Genomic DNA, 22,463 nt, shown 5'->3' with positions numbered 1-22,463 from the left:
CCGATGGTAAACGGATGTTGTTTATACACCCTGTGTACAACAGATATACTTACAATTTGTGCGTAAAGCCCATGGCCCGCAGGCCGTGATTCTATTGAACTGGACCGTACTATGAGATTGATACACAACAGCCGCCTACCGCAGTTTCGCACTCCGTTTGGCGCTGTGACCACAGGAACTACCGTTGCACTCTCGGTGATTTTGGAGGATGCCGATCCCAACCAGGCAACACTCACCCTACGTACCTGGGTCGATGAAGTCGGCGAGACCCTGATTCCGATGGAGCACGAAGGCGATGGCATTTTTACCGGTGAGCTCAAATGCACTGAACCGTGTCTTGCGTGGTACAGCTTTATCTGCAATATCGAAGGTCAGCCCGAGGTTCGCCTGGGCGCGCCCCAGGGCCGCACCGGCGGCGAGGGCGTAACCTACGACTACGCCGAGGTGCCGTCCTTCCAGATTACCGTCTATAAGCACCGCGAGAACCGCCCCACTTGGTACGAGCGCGGCATGGTCTACCAAATCTTCCCCGACCGATACGCCCGTGACGAGCATTGGCGCGAGCGCACAATGGCCGAACTCGAAAAACCGCGCAAGGGCATTCAGCGCCGGATGGTCGAGGACTGGAACGAGCCGCCCGTGTACGAGCGCGCCGAGGACGGCTCCATCAAGACCTGGGACTTCTACGGCGGCTCGCTCAAAGGCATCCAAGAAGACCTGCCCCGCATTGCCGAGCTGGGCTTTACGGCCATCTACCTCAACCCCATCTTTGAGGCCGCGAGTAACCACCGCTACGACACGGCCGACTACACCAAGATCGACCCGATTCTGGGCACCGAGCAGGACTTTACCGAGCTGTGCCAGGCAGCCGAGAAGCTGGGCATCTCCATCATCCTGGACGGCGTCTTCAACCACACGGGCGACGACTCAATCTATTTCAACCGCTACGGCAACTACCCCGGCGTGGGTGCCTGGCAGAGCGAGGATTCTCCGTGGCGCGATGCGTTTACCTTCCACGAGGACGGCTCGTACGACTGCTGGTGGGGCGTGGGCAATATGCCGGCCATCAACGAGAAGTCCGAGCTGGTGCGCGAGAGGCTCCTGGGCAAGGACGGCGTGATCCGCAAATGGCTGCGCGCCGGTGCCCATGGTTGGCGCCTGGACGTCGCTGACGAGCTTTCCGACGACTTCCTGGCCGAAATCAAAAAGGCCGTAGTTGCCGAAAAGCCCGATGCGCTGTTGCTCGGCGAAGTCTGGGAAGACGCCTCCAACAAGATTAGCTACGGCCATCTGCGACGCTACCTGCAGGGCTCCGAGCTGGACTCTGCTATGGATTATCCCTTCCGCGACATGGTCATCGGTTTTTTGATGGGCTACAAGAATGCCTACCAGGCAGCCGAGGATATCGAAACCCTGCGCGAGAATTATCCGCGCGAGGCTCTGTCCTGCGCGCTCAACCTGTTGTCGAGCCACGACCGTCCGCGCATTATCTCGGTGCTCGGCGGCGGCCCCGACGAGTCACAGCTGCCCGAGTGCGAGCGCAGCAAGTGGCGCCTGGACGAGAACTCGATGGGCCTGGCCAAGAGCCGCTTTTGGCTCGCCACGCTCATGCAGATGACCTTCCCAGGCGTGCCTTCGATCTACTACGGCGACGAATACGGCCTGGAGGGCCTGACCGATCCGGGCAACCGCCGCACACTGCCGACCAAGGACCAACTGCACGACTTCGACACGCTGGCTATTGTCAAGAACGCCTCCGCCGTACGCCGTGCATTGCCATTTATGATCGACGGCGAGATCAAGGCCTTTGCGCTCAACGACGAGGTGCTGGCCTACAACCGCACGGGCAAGGATGGCGAGTCCGCGACGGTTATCATCAACCGCAGCCTGCGCAATTCGCACCGCGTGACGATTCCGGCGCTCGGCGAATGCGCGAGTGACGTGATCAGCGGTCACGAGTGCGAGATCCACAACGGTACGGTCACGCTCGATCTGTATCCGCTAGGCTCGTCGATCATCTATCACCATGCCGAGCAGCGCCTGCAGGAGCCGCTCGATCACGGCGCGGGCGTTGTGTGCCATATCACCTCGGTGCCCACCGACGACGGCAAGCCCGGCACGATCGGTGCGCCCACGCGTCGCTTTATCGACCATCTGGCCGCTATGGGCATGCGCTACTGGCAGGTTCTGCCTGTCAACCCGACGGACTTCTTCCGCTCCCCTTACGCTGGGCCTTCGGCCTTTGCGGGCAATATTGACCTGCTGCCCGAAAGCCAGGAGGAGCTGGCGGACGACTTTGAGACTTGGAAGGCCCGTGGCGGCGAGGATGCAGACCCGCTCTACACGGCGTTTAAGCATCGCAATGCCGATTGGCTCGAGAAGTACTGCGTCTACATGGCCGTCAAGAAGTACTTTGAGGGCGAGTCACGCCACGATTGGCCGGCAGATGTCGCGCGCTACAACGAGCACCTGATCGACGACAAGCGTTTCCACGACGAGGCAGAGCTGCAGGCGTACATGCAGTACCGCTTTGACCTGGCCTGGTGCGAGCTCATGAACTATGCGCACAAGAAGGGCATCGAGGTTATCGGCGATATACCGATGTATGTCTCGGATGATTCGGCCGACGCGTGGAGCGAACCCGAGAACTTCTGGTTGTCCGATACCGGTAAGGCGATTGAGATTTCCGGCGCGCCGCCCGACAATTTTGCGCCCAAGGGCCAAGTGTGGGGCAACCCGACGTTCCGCTGGGACCACATGAAGGAGAACGGCTACCGCTGGTGGATGGATCGCCTGCGTCGTGCGTTTTCGCTCTACGACCGCGTGCGCCTGGACCACTTCCTGGGCTTCCACAGCTACTTTAGCATCCCCGCCGGCAAGGCCTGTGCCGATGGCCGCTGGCTGGCAGGTCCGGGCAAGGACCTGTTCCAGACCGCCTACGACGAGCTAGGTCCGCTCAACTTTATCGCCGAGGACCTAGGCTACCTGACGCCCGGCGTTCGCGCCATGGCTTCGACCTGCGGCTTCCCCGGCATGGACGTGCTGGAGTTTAGCGATTACGACGTCCGTAACGGCGTACATCCCACGCCGGGCAAGATTCTGTACACCTCGACGCACGACACGTCGACGCTCGCCGGTTGGTGCACGCGCTCCTTTGCGGGCGGCGACGAGCCAAGCGGTGTTGAGGTGGCGGCCAAGCTGATGAGCGACGCGCTGGCAAGCGACGCTCCCCTGGTGATGATGCCGTTGCAGGATGTCCTGGGGCTTGGCGACGACGCGCGCATGAACGTGCCGGGCGTGGCCACGGGCAACTGGACCTGGCAGGCCGATGAGGCCGAGGTTGCGGCCGCCGAGGGCAAAACTGCACAGCTCCTGCGCAACACCCATAGATTCTGGGGCGAAGCGTGATAAAACCCCCGATATAGGGTACAGTTACAGCTGTTTGAATTTATGCGGGCAGAGCAATCTGCCCGCTTTGTGCTGAAAAGGAAGTATTATGGCGCGCTACGATTACAAGTGCTCGAGCTGCGGCAACGTGTTTGAGGTTGAGCATCCCATGTCCGAGACCCCCGAGGTCGTGTGCCCGAGCTGCGGTGCTCCGGCATCCAAGACGTTCTCGGCCAGCGGCATCAAGTTTGAGGGCAGCGGCTTCTACAACACCGACCAGCGCAGCGGTGGTTCCAGCACCAACGCCACCAGCGGCTGCTGCGCCAACTGCCCACACAGCCACTAAGAACAATTCGGCCCCGCGATCAACGCCGATCGCGAGGCCGAATTTTTTCAGGAATGTCCCACGCCCCGGCAACTGGTCTGGGGTTGCGCCACGAAAACGGCCTATCTACTACGTTTGACCCGTATAGTCCGAGCACACCTGCGTTTTTACAAAATCGACGAGCCGTCTACCTGCGGTTTTGATTTCGCTAAATCCAGCATGGTTAGGAGTAATGGGTTTAATGTAGTAGATAGGCCCATTTCATGGCAAGCGGATCAACCCTCGGGTGCCGCATCAGTTGCGGACAAGCCTTGCGCAGAAGTGGCCGTCGTAGGAGTCTGCATTAACGGGCACACTTTGGAAGAGGCCGCGGTCGTTTTGACGCAGGGTAACGAGGCTCTTGGCGCGGTCGTACTCGGGGAGCTGCAGAATCTGGGCTTCGGAGAGCGGCGCCACGGTAAAGCCGGCGCCCTCGGAAGAGGCCAGGAAGGCATCCACGACCTGCGTGTTCTCTTCATCAAAAACCGAGCAGGTGGCATAGATAAGCTCACCGCCGGCAGCAACGCGCGCGGCTGCTTCCTTGAGCATCATCAGCTGTAGCTTGGGCAGCTCAGTCGTAACGTCGTTCTCGGTCAGACGCCACGGAATCTCGGGATGACGGCGCATGGTGCCAGTGCCAGAGCACGGCGCATCGATAAACACTGTGTCGAACAGGGCGGGCTCGCCAAGCATCGCGTCAAAGGACGTAAGCACCTCATTGAGCTCGCAGGCATCGCCCGACACCGTACGAACACCCGTTATACCCGCCTTATGCAGGCGCGCGAGATTCTGATCGCACTTGCGATCGTGCAGATCGAGCGCGGTATGCTGACGCTCGTACCCGGCACGCTTGGCCTGGCACATCATCACATAGGTCTTGGTGCCGCGACCGGCTCCAATCTCCAGGCAACGACCGGGACGTGTAGCGGCAGTAGCGATAAGCTGAGCGTTGAGGTCCGAGGCAACGGCGGCAGCACGCTCAAACACGCCCGATGCAACCGTGACCTGCGCATCGACCGGAGCATGGCAGCCCGGGAAGACGGGCGCAACGAGCTGCGAGATATACGGGTCGGCCTTGGTCGCAAACGCATTCTCGTGCAGTGCAAGCGGCGCTGGCGCCAGATTGCCGGCAAAGTTGAGCGCACCCTCGGGCGTATCGAACGAGGCCATGATACGAGCGCACAGCCAGCGAGGGAGACCCATCAAACGCGAAAGGCGAACCAAACGGCGCTCGGACTCATCCACGTCGGATGCCGTGGCAAAGTCCTCAACGTTGTCCGCAACCTTGTGCAGTACCGCGTTAGCCAGGCCCGCGGCAGACTTAGCACCGCTGCGCACCAGCTCAACACCCTGGCTCACGGCAACGCGGCCCGGCGTATGCAGGTAGAGCATCTCGAAAGCCGAGATGCGAAGCGCCATGCGAACGCGCGGCGCGACCTTTTTGGGCTTATCGAGAAACTGATCGAGCAACTCATCCAAAATGCCTTGCGTGGCGGCGACGCCGAGCGCCAAACGAGCGGCAAAAGCAGAATCGCGCTGGTCAATGGCCTTGGCGGAAGCACGGGAAGACAACACGTCGCGTGCGTACATGCCGCGACGATCGGCCTCCATCAACACGTCGAGCGCAAGCTTGCGCGCGGGAGACAACTTGCTCATGACAGTACACCCCACCTAAGTTCGGCACCCTGCAGGCCGGCAGCCCAGGCAGAAGCAGCCATGGCACGCTTACCATCGGGCTTAACCTCGAGCAGTTCAACAGCGCCATCGGAAAGGCCCAGGTAAACACGCTTGCTCTTGACGGCAACAGCGCCCTCGCCAAGCGACACATCGGCCGGCGCAGCATCGAGCACGCGAACCGTCTTGCCAGCAATCACGCAACGAGCAGGCGCGGTATCGGACGAAGCGAGCACATGACGAACGCAATCGAGCGCCGCCATCTGCGGATCAAGACGCATCTCCTGCTTGGAAATCTTGGCGGCATGAGTGACGAGCGACTCATCCTGCTCAGTCCAAACAGCCGAGCCATCGGCAAGCGAAGGAAGCGTATCGGCAAGCAACTTACCGCCAAGCTCACCAAGCTCCATCGTGAGCGCCTCGGCATGCTTACCGGTAACCGACGTAGACGCCTGGGCACAATAAGCGCCGGTATCCACGCCATGCCCAATGCGCATAATAGAAACGCCAGCAACCTCGTCACCAGCAAGAATGGCACGCTGAATGGGAGCAGCGCCACGCCAACGAGGCAGCAGCGAAGCATGAACATTCACAATACCAAGCGGCGCCATATGCAGCACCTCATCAGGCAAAATGCAGCCATAGGCAGCCACACAGAAAATATCAGCCTGGGCAGCCTGGAGCGTCTCAACAACCTCAGGCGTCATACGGTTGGCCTCAACAACCGGCAACCCCAGCTCAAGCGCCTTGGCCTTAACAGGAGACGGCTCAAGCTTCTTACCACGCCCACGAACAGCATCGGGACGAGTAATTACGAGCGCAATCTCATTCCCAGACTCAACAAGCGAAGTCAGCGAAGGCACAGCAAAATCAGGCGTACCCATAAACACAATACGCATAAAGAACGTCTCCCCTCAACCAAAGCCGAGACGGCTACAAATAACAGCGGAAAACCAAGTACCCAGCCCATCCGCAATAACAACTCAACAAGAACAAATATACCCAAAACCAAAGAAAGAGCCGCAATAAAAGCGGCTCTTCCAACAAAGCAATTATCAGCGAAGACGCCCATCCCTGGCCCGACGGCACCCGGGCGAGACAAGCAGCGTCAACGTAGTCCCCGGGGCGCCCGCCTATATCGTCCCGCGCGCAGTTTCGCAGCGCAGCGAGAATGTTTGAGCACGGGATGATATAGGCGGGCGCCCCGGGGACGTACGACCTACTCCGTCTCGCCCGGTCGAGCGCCGCGGGCCAGGGCGTCCTGGTACTCCTTGACGGCCTTGAGCCTCTGCATGGGCTTAAGGCGCTCGAACATGGTGTTGCCGTGCAGGTGATCGATCTCGTGCTGCAGGCACACGCAGAACAGGTCGCCCGAGGCCTCATAGCGAATCAGGTTGGCATCCAGGTCGTACGCCTCGACGACAACGTGATCGGGACGCTCGATCTCGCAGCTAATGCCAGGGATGGAAAGGCAGCCCTCGCTAAACGGCACCAGATGGTCGCTCTGCTCAACAATGACAGGGTTGATGAGCACGTACGGGTCATAGTCATTCTTGTCGCTGTAATCGCAGTCGATGGTGACAAGCTGGATGAGCTCGCCGATCTGCGGGGCGGCAAGGCCGCAACCGCCGTTGTCGAACATCATCTTCTTCATCTTCTCGGCAAGCGCCTCGATCGCCGGGGTGATCTCCTCGATGACGGCGCACTCCTGGCGCAGACGAGGGTCGGGCGACAGTACGATTCCGTTGGCTTCCATGGCCATCCTTTCGGGTTGTTACATCAAATCATAAGCGTCGACGTCAACACTCACGCTCACGCCACGCGCGGAGCCCACCTCTTTGAGGCAGGCGTCGATATCATCAGAGACATGGTACCCTACCGGCGACTTCACAAGCAGATGGAAGCGGTAACGGTCCTTGGCTCTCTCGATTACACACGAAGCCGGACCAAGCACCTGGGGCACGGCACCCCCCTGCCGCAAAAAGTCGGGCGCGGCGGCATGCCAGCGACGCTTGAGGAACTTCGCGATGCGACCGATGTAGTCCCGCGCGACATCCGCGTTCGTCGACCATACCAATATGTTGGACAGGCGCACGAACGGCGGATACAGGGCGTCGCGGCGCTGGTCCAGGTCGTAGTCGGTAAAGATCGAGCGGTCGTGCTCGGCGACGGCGCGAATGACCGGATCATCGGGCAGGTAGGTCTGGATGATAACCTCACCGGGGCGATCGCCGCGGCCGGCGCGGCCCGCAACCTGCTCCAGCAGATCGTAGGCGCGCTCCCCTGCTCTAAAATCGGGCAGCTTGAGCGCAAAGTCGGCATTGACCACACCCACGAGCGTGACCTCGGGAAAGTCGAGGCCCTTGGCGATCATCTGGGTACCCAGCAGCACCGCGCAATCGGCGGCATCGAACTGCTCGAGCAGTTTTTTATGCGCATCCTTGCCGCGCGTGGAATCGGCATCCATGCGAATGATGGCGACGTCATCGGGCAGCATCTGGTGCAGTGCGTCCTCGATCTGTTGCGTGCCCAGACCCATTTTTGCCAGGTAGCGGCTGCCGCACTTGGGGCATCGACTCGTGGGCGCAGGATAGGGCTGCAAGCGCCAGGACGAACCACAGGTGTGGCACTGCAGCGTATGCGTACGCTCGTGGTACGTGAGCGCGGTGGAGCAGTGGTTGCAGGTGGGCACGCAACCGCACTCGCGGCACATAAGAAACGGCGCAAAGCCGCGACGGTTGTGCAGCAGCACGGCCTTTTCGCGGCGCTCGACCACACGCTCCAGGCCCTCCATCAGCGGTTTAGAGAACATGGAGCGACTGCCGTGTGCGAACTCGCGGCGCAGGTCGGCAATGCGAACCGTGGGCAGCACGGCGTGTCCCGGGCGCTCGGGCATCTCGACACGCGTCCAGGTGGCACCGCCGTATGTGCCGCGGCGGCAGCGGTCGAGGGCCTCGGCAGAAGGCGTGGCCGAGCCCAACACGAGCGGACACCGATAGCGGCGCGCCATCTCGGCAGCCACCTCGCGCGCATGGTAGCGTGGGCTGGAACCCTGCTTGTAGCTGGTCTCGTGCTCCTCGTCGATAATGATGAGGCCAAGATCGCTGAGCGGGCAAAAGAGCGCCGAGCGGGCGCCCACGACCACGCGCGCGGCACCGCTGGCGACCATATCCCACTGGTCCAGACGCTCGCCGGCAGAAAGACGCGAATGGAACACAGCGACCGTCTCGCCAAAGCGAGAGCGAAAGCGGCCGACGGTCTGGGCCGTCAGCGAGATCTCGGGCACGAGCACGCAGGCCGAACGGCCGGCCACCAGCACGCGCTCAATCGCCGAAAGGTAGACCTCGGTTTTGCCGGATCCGGTAACGCCATCGACAAGGACCACGTCACCGTGGGCATCAAGACGAGCACGCTCAATCTGCGCGAGGGCCTGTCGTTGACCGTTGGTGAGTGTCACCGGGGCCTTGCCGCTCGCGGAGGACAGCGTGGTCCGCTCGCTGCAGCCACGCCAGGCGCGGCGCTCCTCCACCATCACGACGCCGCGCTTTTCGAGCGCCTTGATGGTCGCCGACATACTGTTGTAGAGCAGGTTGAGGTCGCGCGTCGTGACCGGGCCGCATTGGAGCGCCTCGATGAGCTGGCGCTGACGGACCGCGGTCTTGGGCGGCGTGTAGTCGAAACCCTCGGGCGTGAGCATGACCCAGCGGTTTTGGATGGGTTTGACGGCGGGCCGTTCAACGGTCCACACGCCGTCGTCGCCCTTGACCACGCGCGGGCTTCCACCCGGGGGCAAGAACAGGCGCAGGCACTCGGAAAGCGTCGCGACATACTCACGGCTCATCCAACGCGCAATGCGGGCAGCCTCGGCGGTAAAGAGCGGCTTGCTGAGGATGGCTTCGACAGGCTTGACGCGCGAAGGGTCGAGGGCGTTGTTGCCCTGCAGGTCGCCCAGCTCGGCCACAATGTCGACGATGTAGCCCGCGGCCGCACGGTTGCCAAAATGGACCAGGACAGTGGAGCCGATCTGGACATCGTTGGCGAGTGACTGCGGAATGCCGTAGGCGAATGACTCGGACAGCGCACGGGTCGGGATGTCCAGGACTACGCTCGCATAGGCGGCGACAGGCTCGGGTGCGGGCTCTGGCTGCACCGGGGCGGCGGCAGGGGCCGCGGACTTCGGAGCTTCCTTAGGTTCCGGCGAACCAAACAGTGACAGTTGCTCGGCCATGGTCTCTGTACCTCCCATCCCATACGTCTTTAGAAACAAGAGCCCCGCTCGGGTGAACGGGGCTCGAATACATGCGTTTACGCAGCTGCTACAGCGCCATTGTGCGGGCGCGGTCGATGCGCGCCAAGCAGTCGTCGCGACCGACGAGCGCCATGGTCTCGCCCAGCGGAGGGCTCACCATGTTGCCGCAAACGGCGACGCGCACGGCCTGGAACACCACGCGCTTCTTGAGGTCCATCTGCTCGGGTAGCGGCTCAAGCGCGGCGTCGATGTTGGCAGCCGTCCACTCGTCCACACCCTCGAGCGCGGCCTTGGCGGCATCCAGAATGGCGCCCATGCCCTCCTTGGCCAGGCCCTTGTTGACGGACTTCTCGTCATACTCGAGCGTCTCGGCCGTAGCAAAGATGGGAGCGGCGACGGTCACGGCGTCGGCCGGCATCTTGGTACGCGGCTTGACAATGGCGGCTAGCGCATCGATCCAATCCTCGCCGTACTCGACATTACCCTCGATGAGACCCGCCTCGTGCAGCTCGGGGACCATGATCTCGTCGGCAAACTGAGCATCGGACATGCCGTTGATGTACTCGGCATTGACCCAGTCGAGCTTCTTGGGGTCGAAGGTCGCAGGGTTCTTGGAGATTCGGTCGAGCGAGAACTTACTGGCCAGGACATCACGCGGGATGATCGTGGTCTCGCCGTCGAGCGACCAGCCGAGCAGCGCCAGATAGTTGACGAAGGCGTCGGACAGGTAACCGGCGTCGCGGTACTCCTCCACCGAGGTCGCACCGTGGCGCTTGGAGAGCTTCTTGCCGTCGGCACCCAAGATCATGGAGATGTGCGCGAACGTGGGCACGGGCGCGCCGAGGGCCTCGTAGACCATGACCTGGCGCGGGGTGTTGGACAGATGGTCGTCGCCGCGGATGACGTGGGTAATCTTCATCATGGCGTCGTCGACGACGGTCGCGAAGTTATAGGTGGGCGTGCCGTCGGAGCGGAAGATGACGAAGTCGTCGAGCTCCTTGGCGTCGAAGGTCACCTCGCCGTGGACGGCATCGTGGATGACGACATCGCCGCGGTCCTCGGGCACCTTGATGCGCAGGACGTAGGGCTCGCCGGCCTCGATGCGGCGGCGGGCCTCCTCGGGATCAAGATCGCGGCAGCGGCGCTGATAGCCCTGGAAGGGGTCCTTGCGCTCCTGGGCGGCCTTGCGGTCGGCGTCCAGCTGCTCCTTGGTGCAGAAGCAGGGATAGGCCTTGCCCTCGTCCCAGAGCTTCTGGGCGGCCTGCTTGTACAGGTCCAGACGCTCGGTCTGTGCGTAGGGGCCATAGTCGCCGCCCACCTCGGGACCCTCGTCCCAGTCCAAGCCCAGCCAACGCATGGCGCGCAGAATGATCTGCGTGTTCTCGTCGGTGGAACGGGTGGGGTCGGTGTCGTCGATGCGCAGGATGAACGTGCCGCCGTTTGCGCGGGCGAAAGCCCAGTTATAGATAGCGGTGCGGGCGCCGCCGATGTGCAGCTTGCCCGTCGGTGAGGGTGCAAAGCGGACGCGAACGTCTGATGCCATGGAAATCTCCTCGATTGCAGGATGGATGTCTAACCGCATCAGTATAAAGCAACAAAGCAACCTCCGCACAAAGGGCACCGACCTACTCATTGGGGACAGACTTAAATGACCAGTCAGGAGTGTCCCCAAGTGTCGCAAGGCTACTCATTTAAGTCTGTCCCCAATGAGTAGGTGCGGAAAGGGTGTGAATGTTTGATTTACGCGATATGATGTGCCCTTGCATATAGAGCTCGGCGGAATGGTAACGGTCGCCGGGACACGTTTTTGAAAGGACAATCATGTCAGAAGAACTTCGTTCCATCCCACCCCAACACGGGTCCTTTGTTTTTACGTCGGAGTCGGTGACCGAAGGTCATCCCGATAAGATCGCTGACCAGATCAGCGACGCCGTCCTCGACGCAATCCTCGCTAAAGAAATAGAGCTGCAGGAGCAGGGCTACATTGCGCCCAACGGCGTGCCCGCCAACGTTGAGAACGTCCGCTGCGCCTGCGAGACCCTCGTGACCACCGGCACCGTCATCGTTGCCGGCGAGATCCGCACCCAGGCCTACGTCGACGTGCAGGAGATTGCCCGTGGCGTTATCCGCCGTATTGGCTACAACCGCGCAAAGTTCGGTTTTGACTGCGATACCTGCGGCGTTATGAGCCTCATCCACGAGCAGTCGCCCGATATCGCCCAGGGCGTCGACGAGTCCTTCGAGACCCAGACCGGCGCCACCGCCGACCCGATCGACCTGATCGGCGCCGGCGACCAGGGCATGATGTTTGGCTATGCCTCCAACGAGACCAAGACCCTCATGCCCATGCCGCACTACCTGGCGAGCCGCCTGGCCGAGCGCCTGGCCGCCGTGCGCCACAACGGCACCCTGCCCTACCTGCGCCCCGACGGCAAGACCCAAGTCACGGTGCGCTACGAGGACGGCAAGCCCGTCGAGGTCACGACCATCGTCATCTCCACGCAGCACGCCGCCGAGATCGAGGACATGAGCAAGATCAAGGACGACCTCATCGAGCACGTCATCACCCCCGTCATGGCTGCCGAGAACATGCCGTGGGACAACGCCGACATCTATGTGAACCCCACCGGTCGCTTTGTCGTGGGCGGCCCCATGGGCGACACGGGCCTCACCGGCCGCAAGATCATCGTCGACACCTACGGCGGTTACGGCCGTCACGGCGGCGGCGCCTTTAGCGGCAAGGACTGCACCAAGGTCGACCGCTCCGCCGCATACGCCGCGCGCTGGGTCGCCAAGAACGTGGTGGCCGCCGGCCTGGCCGACCGCTGCGAAGTCGAGCTTGCCTACGCCATCGGCGTTTCCAAGCCGCTGTCTATCATGGTCGACACCTTCGGCACCGCGCATGTTGCCGAGGACAAGATCGTCGAAGCCGTCGAGAAGACCTTCGACCTGCGCCCGGGCGCGATCATCCGCGACCTGGACCTGCGTCGACCGATCTACGAGAAGACGGCAGCCTACGGCCACTTCGGCCGCGAAGACGCCGACTTCACCTGGGAGAAGACCGACCGAGTCGAAGAACTCAAAGCAGCCTGCGACCTGTAAGCTAACGAGAAAAGCCACAGCCAAATAACAACGCACCAATAAGAGGTACCGGAACAACCGGTACCTCTTTTTTATTTAAACGGTGGTGAAGATGTTTCGATACCCAAGGAAAGACACGTCCCTAGCTAATGAATTTTGCCATCCAGCAACACCAACCATGTATCCTTAGTCCCGAGGGGCGGGGCATAAGGTCGATCGCGAGTTCCGCACGAGCCGGAGAGCACTTAATGTGCTCTCCGTGCGAGCAGGACTGTCCGAGCAGGCGACCTTATGCCCCGCTCCTCGGGACGACGAGATATAGAAGGAGCAGCCATGGCAGGCAAGCCGCAAACACTAGCTACGACCTCGGCATTCGAGATCTTGGGGCCCGTCATGGTCGGCCCCAGCTCATCGCACACCGCCGGCGCCCTGCGGTGCGCACAGGTGGCCGCCAGCCTGCTCGAGGGCCGCATCACCAAGGTCACCTTTGGCCTGTGGAACTCCTTCGCCCACACCTACCGCGGTCACGGCACCGACCGCGCGCTCGTCGCGGGCATCCTGGGGCTCGACACCGACGACGAGAATATCAAGCAGGCCTTCGACCTCGCACGCGAGCAGGGCCTCGATTATCACTTTGACATCAAGGGCGACGACGCTTCCATCCACCCCAACACCGTCGATATCGACATGGTCGACGACAGGGGCGCCACGGCGCAGGTCCGCGGCGAGAGCCTGGGCGGCGGCAAGATGCGCATCAGCCGCATCAATGGCGTCGGCGTCGACATCTCGGGCATGTACTCCACGCTGTTTGTGGCCCACAAGGATGTCCCCGGCGTGCTCGCCGCGCTCACGAATCTACTCGCCTACGCGCATGTAAATATCGCCTTCTGCCGTACCTACCGCACCGAGGTGGGCGGCCAGGCCTACTCCGTCTTTGAGACCGACGGCGCACCCGATGACACCGTCATCCCCATGGTGCGCAAACTCGACAACGTCGGCTACGCCACCTTTATTGAGCTCCCCGGCTCGGCGTCATCGCTCTCCCCCGGCGTCTCGGCCAAGGAGGTCTTCGACGACGGCGAGCAACTGCTCGACGCGTGCGAGGAGCTGGGACTCAGCATCGGCGCCGTCATGGCCGTGCGCGAGGGGCGCCTTACCGGCGAGGCGCACGCCGTCGCCGCCATGCGCCGCGTGCTCGACGTCATGCGCGAGGAGACCACGGCCCCCATCGCCAATCCGCAGCGCTCGCTCGGCGGGCTTATCGGCGGCGAGGCTAAGCTCGTCGATGCCACCGGCCGCAACGACCTTAGCTCCAGTTTAATGGGCGCCGTACAGACCGAAGCCGTGGCACGTGCCATGGCCGTACTTGAGCGCTCCGCCACTATGGGCGTGATCGTCGCGGCCCCCACGGCAGGCTCCGCGGGCGTCGTGCCCGGCTGCGTGCTGGCCCTGGCCGACCACCTGCAGCTCAATGACGAGCAGGTCATGGACGCCCTCTACTGTGCCGCCGCCATCGGCCTCAACCTCACCACGAGCGCCTGCGTCGCCGGCGCCGAGGGCGGCTGCCAGGCCGAGGTGGGAAGCGCCGCCGCCATGGCTGCCGCCGCGCTGGTGCAGATGCTCGGCGGCACCCCCGAGCAGGCACTCGACGCCAGCTCCATCGCGCTGAGCAATCTGCTGGGACTCGTTTGCGACCCCGTGGGCGGACTCGTGGAGGTGCCGTGCCAAAACCGCAATGCCATCGGCGTGGCCGCGGCCTTCAGCTCGGCCCAGCTCGCGCTCGCCGGCATCAAGAGCCTGGTGCCGTTTGACCAGATGGCGCATGTGATGCTGTCGGTGGGCCATGCCCTGCCGGCAACCCTGCGCGAGACGGCCAAGGGTGGCATCGCTCAAGCCCCGGCCGCGCTTTCTGCCTGCGCCAAATGCGGCATATGCGGATAGGCAGACTTCTCCAAACTGATACTGTTTCCGAACCACAAACAACAGGCTAATCGCTATAATGCAAGCCCAGTTAAAACACGATGAGCCGCAAGGCGAAACTCGAAGGAAATATATACGATGTCGCAAATCGACCGCAGTAACATGATTCCCGATCCGCAACAGCCCAGTAGGCATACGGGCGGCGTCCAATCGCCGCGCCCCATCGCGCCGGCTCACAGCCAACAACACGGCCCGGCCAATGCCTCACAGCGCCCGAATCAGCGTCAATACCAGCAGCATCAACAATATCAGCAGCGTCCCGCACATGGTGCCGCCCCCAAGCAGGGCCCTTCGCACGCTCGCACGGCAAACAATCGCGGGCCCGCGGTCAAGCGTACCAACAAAAGCAGCAAGTCGGGCGGAAAGACGGCCCTCTTTGTCGTCCTCGGCCTCGTCGCGATCGTCTACATCGTAGGCGTCGTGGCGTTCTCGCAGGTCGCATACCCCAACACTACCATCGCCGGCGTCGACATCTCGCTCTCTAACGCATCTTCGGCAGCCACCAAGGTCAACTCGGCATGGAAGCACTACAAGCTCACCGTTTCGGACGACAGCTTTAGCTGGACCTACCAGCCCGAGTCCGACGAGCCCATCGTCGATGGCGAGGAAGCCGCCCACGAGATTATCAGCAAAAACGAGCCGCTGCTGTGGCCATCGCGCCTCATCGCGTCGCTCGGCGGCAAAACCGATAGCGCCACCAAGAAAGACTCGGTCGACTTGGACCAGAACGTCGACCTGTCCATGCTCTCCGATGCCTTTGACCACAAGCAGTTTGAGGAGGGCCTGGGCAGCGCTATCGACGAGTTCAACGAGGGCCGCTCGGGCACCTTCGAGGCCGCCAGCTCCTATGACGAGAAGGCCGGCAAGTTTACCGTTGAGAAAGCCCGTTCCAACGAGAAGATCAACCGCGAGCATGTCATCAAATATGCCGAGATCGAGCTCGCGTCGCTCGCCGAGAACGTCGATATCACCAAGATCGGCAACGACGCCTACGAACCGCTCAACGGCACCCTCACCAACGACCAGATTCAGGCTGCATGCGATGCCGCCAACAACTTCCTGGGCGTCAACGTGACCCTTAAGCTCAACGGCAATGATGCCGGTAAGGTGGACGGCAGTTCGGTGCTGCAGTGGATCAGCTTTGCCGATCCGGCCAACCCCACGCTCGATACGTCACAGATCAGCAGCTGGGCCGCCGAGCTCGCCAACGGCTTTAACACCGTGGGCACCACCCGCTGGTGGACGCGCGCCGACGGCAAGGAGTGCGCTGTCGAGGGCGGCGACTTTGGCTGGTCCATCGACAGCGACACGCTCGCCAAGCAGGTCGAGGACGCCATCAATAACAAGCAGACCGGCGATATCGAGATTTCGTACTCCAAGAAGGCCGACACGTTTACCGCCAAGGGCGAGCCCGATTGGAAGGCCTATATCGACGTCGACCTGTCCGAGCAGCACGCGCGCTACTACGACGAGAACGGCAATATCGTGTGGGAGGCCAACTTTATTTCCGGCAAACCAGGCGAAGACGCCACCCCCGAGGGTGTGTGGCAGATCAACAGCAACGACGGTGCAAGCAAGCTCATCGGTGCCAAAGACCCCGCGACCGGAAAGCCCAAATACGAGAGCCCGGTCAGCTACTGGATGCCGTTCGAGGGCAATATGGTCGGCTTCCACGACGCTACCTGGCAAAACGATTCGAGTTTCGATAATGCCGAATCGTACAAATGGTGCGGAAGCCACGGCTGCATCAACCTGCGCCTGGCTGATGCCAAGGCGCTCCACGACTGCATCAGCGTCGGTCTGTGCGTGGTCGTGCACTCGTAGGGAAACACGCCTTCCCACAACGGGGGACTGACGCTCCAATCTAACAGTTCCGAAAGATACCGCCATAATGCGCCCGCCTCTCGCGACGGGCGCATATACTTATCGAGGAACTTTCTATAAAGGAGACGCCATGTCAAATGTCCCCAACATCACCCCGGGACCGAATGATACCGAGCGAGCGCCCGAGGGTGCCACCGAAACGCTTCCCCTCATAACAACCGTGCGCGCCACACAGCAAAACGGCAGCACAAGCGATACAACCGAGATTTCTGACGAAGAGGCCTACGCCAAGCTCAAGGCGAAGCGTGCCGAGCGTCGACGCAAAAAGCTCATCCGACGCGGCATTGCGGCCGGCGTCGTGGCCGCCATTGTGCTCATCGCCGTAGTCGTGACCTTCGTCATCAACGCACGGCACGCAGATACCGACGGGCCGGTGACCGACATGGTCACCGAGGGCACGTTTACGACCACCGTCGAAGCTAAAGGCCAGCTCAAGCCCATCTCGGCTTCGGTGGTCTCCCCTTCTGTTGACGGCACGGTGGCATCGATCAACGTGCAAGCCGGCCAGTCCGTCAACGAGGGCGACGTGCTTATGACCATTAAAAACGACGAGCTCGATCGTAACGTTGCCGAGGCGCAGCGCGCGGTGGCAGCGGCACAGGAAGACCTCGCCAACGCACAGAAAGCGGTAGCTGCCGCCCAAGCCGCTCCGGCTCCTGAAGCAGATGCGGCAGACGCGAATGGCGCCAGCGGTACCGCCGACACGAGTGCCGTCTCGAGCGCCCAACGCAACCTGGCCTCGGCCCAGGCGGCCCTGGACCAGGCAAACGCCAAAGCCGCCGAGCGCACTGTAACCGCGCCCAGCTCGGGCAGCATCGTAGAGCTCAACGCCAAGGTCGGCGCCACGGTGACGGGCGGCATGATTATGGGCGAAGGCGATACGAGCGGCGGCAAGCAATGCATGCAGATCGCCGACCTCTCCAAGATGAAGGTCACCGTTCAGGTGGGTGAAAAGGATATCGCCAAGATCGCCGTGGGCCAGAGCGCCAACGTTACCTATCCGGCCTTTCCCGATATCGTGAGCCAGGGAACGGTCACGGCAATCGCCTCGGTGGCAAACTCCGACTCCACCTACGGAGGCGGCGGCAGTGTGACCTTTAACGTCGACATTTTGATTGAAGCGCCCGACGCGCGCCTCAAGCCGGGCATGACCGCCGAAGTCTCGGTGGTGACCGAACAGCTCGATGACGTGGTGATGGTGCCGACCATGGCGCTCATGACCGAGGATGGAGAGCACTATTACGTCAACGTGGCAACCGACGGCGAAGGCAAACAGACCCGACGCGTAAAGGTGACCGTCGTGACGCAAAACGATAACGACGCCGTGGTCGGCAAAACGCAGGTCAAGCGCGACGACCAGGGCAACGAGATCAACCCTAACGTGCCGGTCACCAAACTGCGCGACGGCGACACACTTATCATGGACACCGGCGCAGGCATGACGGCCGACGGCGGCGACTCTGGCAGCATGTCTGCCGACGAGGGCATGTAATGCGTCCCGTCATCGACATCCGCAACGTGCATCGCATTTTTGAGAGCGAGGCCGGCTGCGCCCATATCTTGCATAACGTGAGCCTGGCAGTGAATCCCGGCGAGTTCGTGGCCATTACCGGCCCATCGGGCTCGGGCAAGTCAACCCTCATGAACATCCTAGGCTGCCTGGACAAGCCGACGGCAGGCGATTATTACCTGCAGGGCCTCAACGTGGCGGAGCTCGACGATGACGAGCTCACCGAAGTCCGCGCCCTGAGCATCGGCTTTGTCTTTCAGAGCTTTAACCTGCTGCCGCGTCTTTCGGTCATCGAAAACGTCATGCTGCCGCTGTCGTACACCAACGTGCCGCGGGCTCAGCGTGAGATGCGCGCCGTCCATGCGCTGCAAGCCGTCACGCTGCCGGTCGACCACTGGGACCACCGCATCTCCGAGCTCTCGGGCGGACAGATGCAGAGAGTTGCCATCGCGCGCGGCCTCGTCAACGACCCGCCCATCATCCTGGCGGACGAGCCGACGGGAAACCTGGACTCCGCCACCGGAGCGCTCGTGATGGAAACCTTCCACAAACTCCAGGAACGCGGCAAGACCATCGTGCTCATCACGCATGATCCCGGTATCGCCGCCGAGGCCGACCGTGCCGTAACCATTCGCGACGGCCGGATCCACGACGGCGCGTACATCGCGCACGCGCCGCAGACCCTGCGCGGCGCCATTGATAACCTGCCCATGATTTCCGCACACGCCAATCCGACGAAAGGAGTGAAGGCATGAGCACGCGTGACCTTATCCAAGAAGCCCTTCACTCCCTCGAGGCCAACAAGGGACGCAGCCTACTCACCATCCTGGGCATCGTCATTGGCATCGCCTCCGTCATTGCCATGACCTCGCTTATCGGCGGTATCCAAAACAGCCTGGTCAACAGCCTGGGCCTCAACGCCGCGCGTATGGTACAGATCTATTCGTCGCAAGAGCTCACCGAGTCGGACGTTGAGAAGCTTCGCAAAATGGTGCAGCAGATCGAGCAGATCGGCATCGTGGACAGCGCCTATACCGAGTACAAGTCCGGTGACAAAAGCTATACCGTCATGGCGCAGGGCGTCGACAGCGGCATGCTCGACGCGGTGGGCGCCAGCAAGCTCGTCGCGGGACGCACCTACACCCAGGCCGAGTCCCAATCCGGCGCACGCGTGGCGCTCATCAGCCGTGGCGGCGCCGATCAGCTGTACGGCAACGAACAGGACGCGGTGGGCAAGACCATTAAGGTCTCCAACGGAGAGGTGCAGATTGTCGGCGTTATCGACGGCGGCAGCGACTCCATGGGCTCGCTCACGCTCTACATGCCGCGCGAGACCATCTCGGGCCTCTTTGGCGACGAGAACCCGTCGTTTCCCAGCGTAACGGCGCTCGCCACCGAGGGTACAGACGTTGATGAGCTGTGCAAGACGATTGAATCCAAGGTGCGCGCAATGAAGGGCATCGCGGAGGATGATGAGTACGACAGTGTATCGGCAACCTCCATGAAAAGCGCCATCGACGCCCTCAATTCCTTTATGGGCGCGTTTTCGCTCATCATGGGCGCCGTTGCCAGCATTTCGCTGCTCGTGGGCGGTATCGGCATCATGAATATGATGCTCACCAATGTGACCGAGCGTATCCGCGAGATCGGCATTCGTCGAGCCTTGGGTGCCAGCCGTCGCGATATAACCGCACAGTTTTTGGCCGAGTCCTCGGCGCTGTGCGTCACCGGTGGCCTGTTGGGTGTTTTGATTGGCTACCTGCTTGCCTGGGGTCTAACGATGTTCGCCGCGGGTTCCGGCGTGCTTAGCGAGCTCGGTGCCAGCGGTACCATTACACCGAGTTTTTCGATCGCCACGGTGCTGCTGGCCTTTGCGGTCTCCGTCGGCATCGGCGTCATCTTCGGCTTCTATCCCGCCCGCCGGGCAGCAAAACTCGACCCCGTGGAGTGCCTGCGCTACCAGTAATGCAATCCCCCTGAGTTGCGGTGAAATAGGGACTGTTTAGGCCGCTAGAAGGCCTATTCAGTCCCTATTTCACCGCAACTCAGGGGGGGGGATAAGGCGCTAGTGCTATTCGAAACGAGACTCCAGACTCGATAGTCCGTTCAACGTCAGATTGTTAGCGACCTCCGAGATGCGCTCGATGGGCACCGAGCCATCGGAGAGCGCCCACGTGCGGTAAATGCCGATAATGCCCGAAAGCAAAAATGCCAGATAATAGTCGAACATCTCGTCCTTGAGGCCGTGGGGCAGCAAGTCGCGCTCGGCAATCTCATGCTCGAGTGGCACGCGCAAACGCGTCATAAAATCGTCGAGCGGGATGTTTTCAATCAACTGGCGATTGAGCACGAGGTTATTGCAAAGTGCCTCGTTGATGGTCTTAAAAAACGTTGCCGCCGCTCCGAGGGCACGCTCGTTCGTGTCGCCGTCCATAGAAGCAAGCGTTTTCTCGACCGAGTCGGCAATCATATCCACCACATCAACGGCGATGGCATCGAGCAGGCCGTCAACCGTACCGAAGTGTACGTAAAAGGTCTTGCGGTCGACATTCGCCTCACGCGCGATGGCACTCACCGTTATGTCGGCAAGCGGCTTATCCATCAACAGGCGCTCAAACGCAGAAAGGATGGCATTGCGGCTGCGAACGATGCGGCGGTCGAGGCGCGGTTTGCTAGTGGCCATGGATGTGTCCCTTCGGAATGCGAGCATTCATCAACAGATGAGAGTTAATCTACGTAAGAGGATTATCCCCCATCCGGCACAAAAATGCCCGGCAACATGAAGAACGCACGACCGACTATTACGCCTTAGGGAGTTTCTTTTTGTTCAAGGCAGCCGGGGACACACGGATGCCGTCACCTGTCTGGCGCACATAGGTCTTATGCGCCGGTTTGGCGGCCCCAGAAGCCTTCTGAGCATGCTGATTAGGATCCACGGTAACCGCATTCACAGGATGGGGCTTCGCAGGCTTAGAGGACGTCTGAGGCGTTCGTCCGAGCTTGCGCATCACGCGATCCCAGCGTGCATGGATACTCTCGTTGTGAGCGCTCTTAAGGCCCAGCAGGGGCGCGGCCAAAATAGTCGGCGCGATAAACGTAATGAGGCGCCACAGCAGATAACCGGCAGTCGATGCCGATCCAAAGAAATGACCCAGGAACAGCGCGAAGCCGCCCTCGGCGCCGCCGGTGCCACCGGGCAGGGGAACAGCAGAGCTCAGGAGCTGAACAAAGGCGCTCGCGGCCATGACCGAGAAAAAATCGACTTCGTGGTGGCCAAAGGCAAGCATCAGGAAATACGGCACGAGGTAGAAAAACGCGAGCTGCAACATGGTGATGACCACCGTGAGCAGCATGGACGAAAAGTGGCCGGCCGAAAGCTTGAACTTCTCGGAGAACGAGTAGATTTCGCCATCGACAAACGTACGCCAGCCCTCGATCTTGGTGGCCGAGACGCCCATTCGCTCGAGCCAATTGATGATGCAGTGTGCGACGCGCGTGACAGTCTTGGGCATGAGCGCGACGGCAAAGATGCCAAGCAGAATGCAGCAGTGACCACCAAAGCTAAAGACGCACAGCAGCGTCATGTCGCCATAGCGCTCGGCGAAAAACGGCATGCGGGCAAGCAGCAGAATGGCGCCCCAGGCAACGAGGCCAAACTGATACACGATAAAGCGCGTGAACTGCGTGGCACCGGCCTCGCCGACGTTTTGGCCTGCCTTGGTCAGGCGGTAGATCTGGGCAGGCGTGGAGCCCATCATCATGGGCGTCAGGTTGCCAAAGAAGATACCGCTCGCCTCGACCGAGATCAGGTCGCGAATGCCGACGGGCGAATTGGGATCGAGCCAGACGGCAATCGCATAGGCAACGATGCCAAAGAACAGGTACAGGAACATGCAAAAGCATGCAGCGACGAGCCACGGCGCCTGAACGCTCGACATGGCGGCCCAGAACTGCCCCATCTGACCGGTCGCAATCAAGTAAACGATATAGCCAACCAGCACGACGCCGATAAAAATGGCACCGCGACGTGCACCCTTGTTGTCATCGCCGCCCGAGGCATCAACCTCGACCTGGGGCTTAGATGTATGCTGAGAGGACTCCTTCATGAGGCTCCTTCTGACCGTCCAAATATCTTGCATATTGTACCCGCAAGGGCCACAAGCAGAACGTAAAGCTATGGGCCAAATGGGAATTGCAGATGGTTTGCTCGGAAATAAAAAACCCGAACTTCCGTGGGAAGTTCGGGTCTCAGATTCATGGTAGCCCGTACCAGATTCGAACTGGTGATCTCCGCCTTGAGAGGGCGGCGTCCTAAACCGCTAGACGAACGGGCC

At 61.4% G+C, this 22,463-nt stretch carries 15 protein-coding genes and 1 tRNA gene; 8 read left to right on the top strand and 8 right to left on the bottom strand.

Annotated elements, in window-relative coordinates:
* Window positions 1-111 precede the first annotated feature (111 nt).
* The gene (locus ACEXKH_RS08560) at window positions 112-3,408 is read left to right on the top strand and encodes a 4-alpha-glucanotransferase (protein WP_373573793.1); all 3,297 of its coding nucleotides are present in this window, start codon (window positions 112-114) and stop codon (window positions 3,406-3,408) included.
* A gap of 88 nt (window positions 3,409-3,496) precedes the next feature.
* The gene (locus ACEXKH_RS08555; protein WP_343007454.1) at window positions 3,497-3,733 is read left to right on the top strand and encodes an FmdB family zinc ribbon protein; all 237 of its coding nucleotides are present in this window, start codon (window positions 3,497-3,499) and stop codon (window positions 3,731-3,733) included.
* A 273-nt stretch (window positions 3,734-4,006) separates the two neighbouring features.
* On the opposite strand, the gene ACEXKH_RS08550 is transcribed toward ACEXKH_RS08555, so the two are convergent.
* The 5 genes from ACEXKH_RS08550 to gltX form a co-directional block, all read right to left on the bottom strand.
* Window positions 4,007-5,407 (bottom strand): RsmB/NOP family class I SAM-dependent RNA methyltransferase, encoded by a 1,401-nt coding sequence (locus tag ACEXKH_RS08550; protein ID WP_373573792.1) that lies wholly within the window; start codon window positions 5,405-5,407, stop codon window positions 4,007-4,009.
* On the bottom strand, window positions 5,404-6,324 hold the full coding sequence (gene fmt, locus ACEXKH_RS08545; RefSeq protein WP_373573791.1) for a methionyl-tRNA formyltransferase: 921 nt from the start codon (window positions 6,322-6,324) through the stop codon (window positions 5,404-5,406). The genes ACEXKH_RS08550 and fmt overlap by 4 nt, the downstream gene beginning before the upstream one ends.
* A 320-nt stretch (window positions 6,325-6,644) precedes the next feature.
* On the bottom strand, window positions 6,645-7,181 hold the full coding sequence (gene def, locus ACEXKH_RS08540; protein WP_117767144.1) for a peptide deformylase: 537 nt from the start codon (window positions 7,179-7,181) through the stop codon (window positions 6,645-6,647).
* Between the two features lie 18 nt (window positions 7,182-7,199).
* Entirely contained in the window at window positions 7,200-9,653 is a 2,454-nt protein-coding gene (priA, locus tag ACEXKH_RS08535) for a replication restart helicase PriA (RefSeq protein ID WP_373573790.1), read from the bottom strand.
* Between the two features lie 88 nt (window positions 9,654-9,741).
* On the bottom strand, window positions 9,742-11,217 hold the full coding sequence (gene gltX, locus ACEXKH_RS08530; protein WP_373573789.1) for a glutamate--tRNA ligase: 1,476 nt from the start codon (window positions 11,215-11,217) through the stop codon (window positions 9,742-9,744).
* Between the two features lie 278 nt (window positions 11,218-11,495).
* Here gltX and metK point away from each other — a divergent pair, with 278 nt between their 5' ends.
* The 6 genes from metK (at window position 11,496) to ACEXKH_RS08500 (ending at window position 20,095) form a co-directional block, all read left to right on the top strand.
* Complete coding sequence (metK, locus tag ACEXKH_RS08525) at window positions 11,496-12,776, top strand: methionine adenosyltransferase (RefSeq protein WP_373573788.1); 1,281 nt, start codon at window positions 11,496-11,498, stop codon at window positions 12,774-12,776.
* 312 nt (window positions 12,777-13,088) lie between these two features.
* Entirely contained in the window at window positions 13,089-14,696 is a 1,608-nt protein-coding gene (sdaAA, locus tag ACEXKH_RS08520) for an L-serine ammonia-lyase, iron-sulfur-dependent, subunit alpha (RefSeq protein WP_373573787.1), read from the top strand.
* Window positions 14,697-14,813: 117 nt separating this feature from the next.
* Window positions 14,814-16,559 (top strand): L,D-transpeptidase, encoded by a 1,746-nt coding sequence (locus ACEXKH_RS08515; protein ID WP_373573786.1) that lies wholly within the window; start codon window positions 14,814-14,816, stop codon window positions 16,557-16,559.
* Window positions 16,560-16,689: 130 nt separating this feature from the next.
* Window positions 16,690-18,111 (top strand): efflux RND transporter periplasmic adaptor subunit, encoded by a 1,422-nt coding sequence (locus ACEXKH_RS08510; RefSeq protein ID WP_373573785.1) that lies wholly within the window; start codon window positions 16,690-16,692, stop codon window positions 18,109-18,111.
* Window positions 18,111-18,884: an ABC transporter ATP-binding protein gene (locus ACEXKH_RS08505; protein WP_373573784.1), complete on the top strand. Its 774-nt coding sequence runs from the start codon at window positions 18,111-18,113 to the stop codon at window positions 18,882-18,884. Before ACEXKH_RS08510 ends, ACEXKH_RS08505 begins: the two co-directional genes overlap by 1 nt.
* Window positions 18,881-20,095, top strand: a complete 1,215-nt coding sequence (locus ACEXKH_RS08500; RefSeq protein WP_373573783.1) for an ABC transporter permease — start codon at window positions 18,881-18,883, stop codon at window positions 20,093-20,095. The genes ACEXKH_RS08505 and ACEXKH_RS08500 overlap by 4 nt, the downstream gene beginning before the upstream one ends.
* Before the next feature lie 105 nt (window positions 20,096-20,200).
* On the opposite strand, the gene ACEXKH_RS08495 is transcribed toward ACEXKH_RS08500, so the two are convergent.
* From ACEXKH_RS08495 to ACEXKH_RS08485, 3 genes are all read right to left on the bottom strand, one after another.
* The gene (locus tag ACEXKH_RS08495) at window positions 20,201-20,812 is read right to left on the bottom strand and encodes a TetR/AcrR family transcriptional regulator (RefSeq protein ID WP_373573782.1); all 612 of its coding nucleotides are present in this window, start codon (window positions 20,810-20,812) and stop codon (window positions 20,201-20,203) included.
* Window positions 20,813-20,930: 118 nt separating this feature from the next.
* Window positions 20,931-22,235: a lysylphosphatidylglycerol synthase transmembrane domain-containing protein gene (locus tag ACEXKH_RS08490; protein ID WP_373573781.1), complete on the bottom strand. Its 1,305-nt coding sequence runs from the start codon at window positions 22,233-22,235 to the stop codon at window positions 20,931-20,933.
* A 151-nt stretch (window positions 22,236-22,386) separates the two neighbouring features.
* Window positions 22,387-22,463: transfer RNA gene (locus ACEXKH_RS08485), tRNA-Glu, on the bottom strand.

This window comes from Collinsella aerofaciens ATCC 25986 (assembly GCF_964259375.1).
Lineage (GTDB): Bacteria > Actinomycetota > Coriobacteriia > Coriobacteriales > Coriobacteriaceae > Collinsella > Collinsella aerofaciens_BO.
This window is presented reverse-complemented; position numbering and strand designations above follow the sequence as displayed.

Coding starts and splice junctions, on each gene's coding strand:
- ACEXKH_RS08560 (WP_373573793.1), top strand. CDS start 112: ATGAGATTGATACACAACAGCCGCCTACCGCAGTTTCGCACTCCGTTT.
- ACEXKH_RS08555 (WP_343007454.1), top strand. CDS start 3,497: ATGGCGCGCTACGATTACAAGTGCTCGAGCTGCGGCAACGTGTTTGAG.
- ACEXKH_RS08550 (WP_373573792.1), bottom strand. CDS start 5,407: ATGAGCAAGTTGTCTCCCGCGCGCAAGCTTGCGCTCGACGTGTTGATG.
- fmt (WP_373573791.1), bottom strand. CDS start 6,324: ATGCGTATTGTGTTTATGGGTACGCCTGATTTTGCTGTGCCTTCGCTG.
- def (WP_117767144.1), bottom strand. CDS start 7,181: ATGGAAGCCAACGGAATCGTACTGTCGCCCGACCCTCGTCTGCGCCAG.
- priA (WP_373573790.1), bottom strand. CDS start 9,653: ATGGCCGAGCAACTGTCACTGTTTGGTTCGCCGGAACCTAAGGAAGCT.
- gltX (WP_373573789.1), bottom strand. CDS start 11,217: ATGGCATCAGACGTTCGCGTCCGCTTTGCACCCTCACCGACGGGCAAG.
- metK (WP_373573788.1), top strand. CDS start 11,496: ATGTCAGAAGAACTTCGTTCCATCCCACCCCAACACGGGTCCTTTGTT.
- sdaAA (WP_373573787.1), top strand. CDS start 13,089: ATGGCAGGCAAGCCGCAAACACTAGCTACGACCTCGGCATTCGAGATC.
- ACEXKH_RS08515 (WP_373573786.1), top strand. CDS start 14,814: ATGTCGCAAATCGACCGCAGTAACATGATTCCCGATCCGCAACAGCCC.
- ACEXKH_RS08510 (WP_373573785.1), top strand. CDS start 16,690: ATGTCAAATGTCCCCAACATCACCCCGGGACCGAATGATACCGAGCGA.
- ACEXKH_RS08505 (WP_373573784.1), top strand. CDS start 18,111: ATGCGTCCCGTCATCGACATCCGCAACGTGCATCGCATTTTTGAGAGC.
- ACEXKH_RS08500 (WP_373573783.1), top strand. CDS start 18,881: ATGAGCACGCGTGACCTTATCCAAGAAGCCCTTCACTCCCTCGAGGCC.
- ACEXKH_RS08495 (WP_373573782.1), bottom strand. CDS start 20,812: ATGGCCACTAGCAAACCGCGCCTCGACCGCCGCATCGTTCGCAGCCGC.
- ACEXKH_RS08490 (WP_373573781.1), bottom strand. CDS start 22,235: ATGAAGGAGTCCTCTCAGCATACATCTAAGCCCCAGGTCGAGGTTGAT.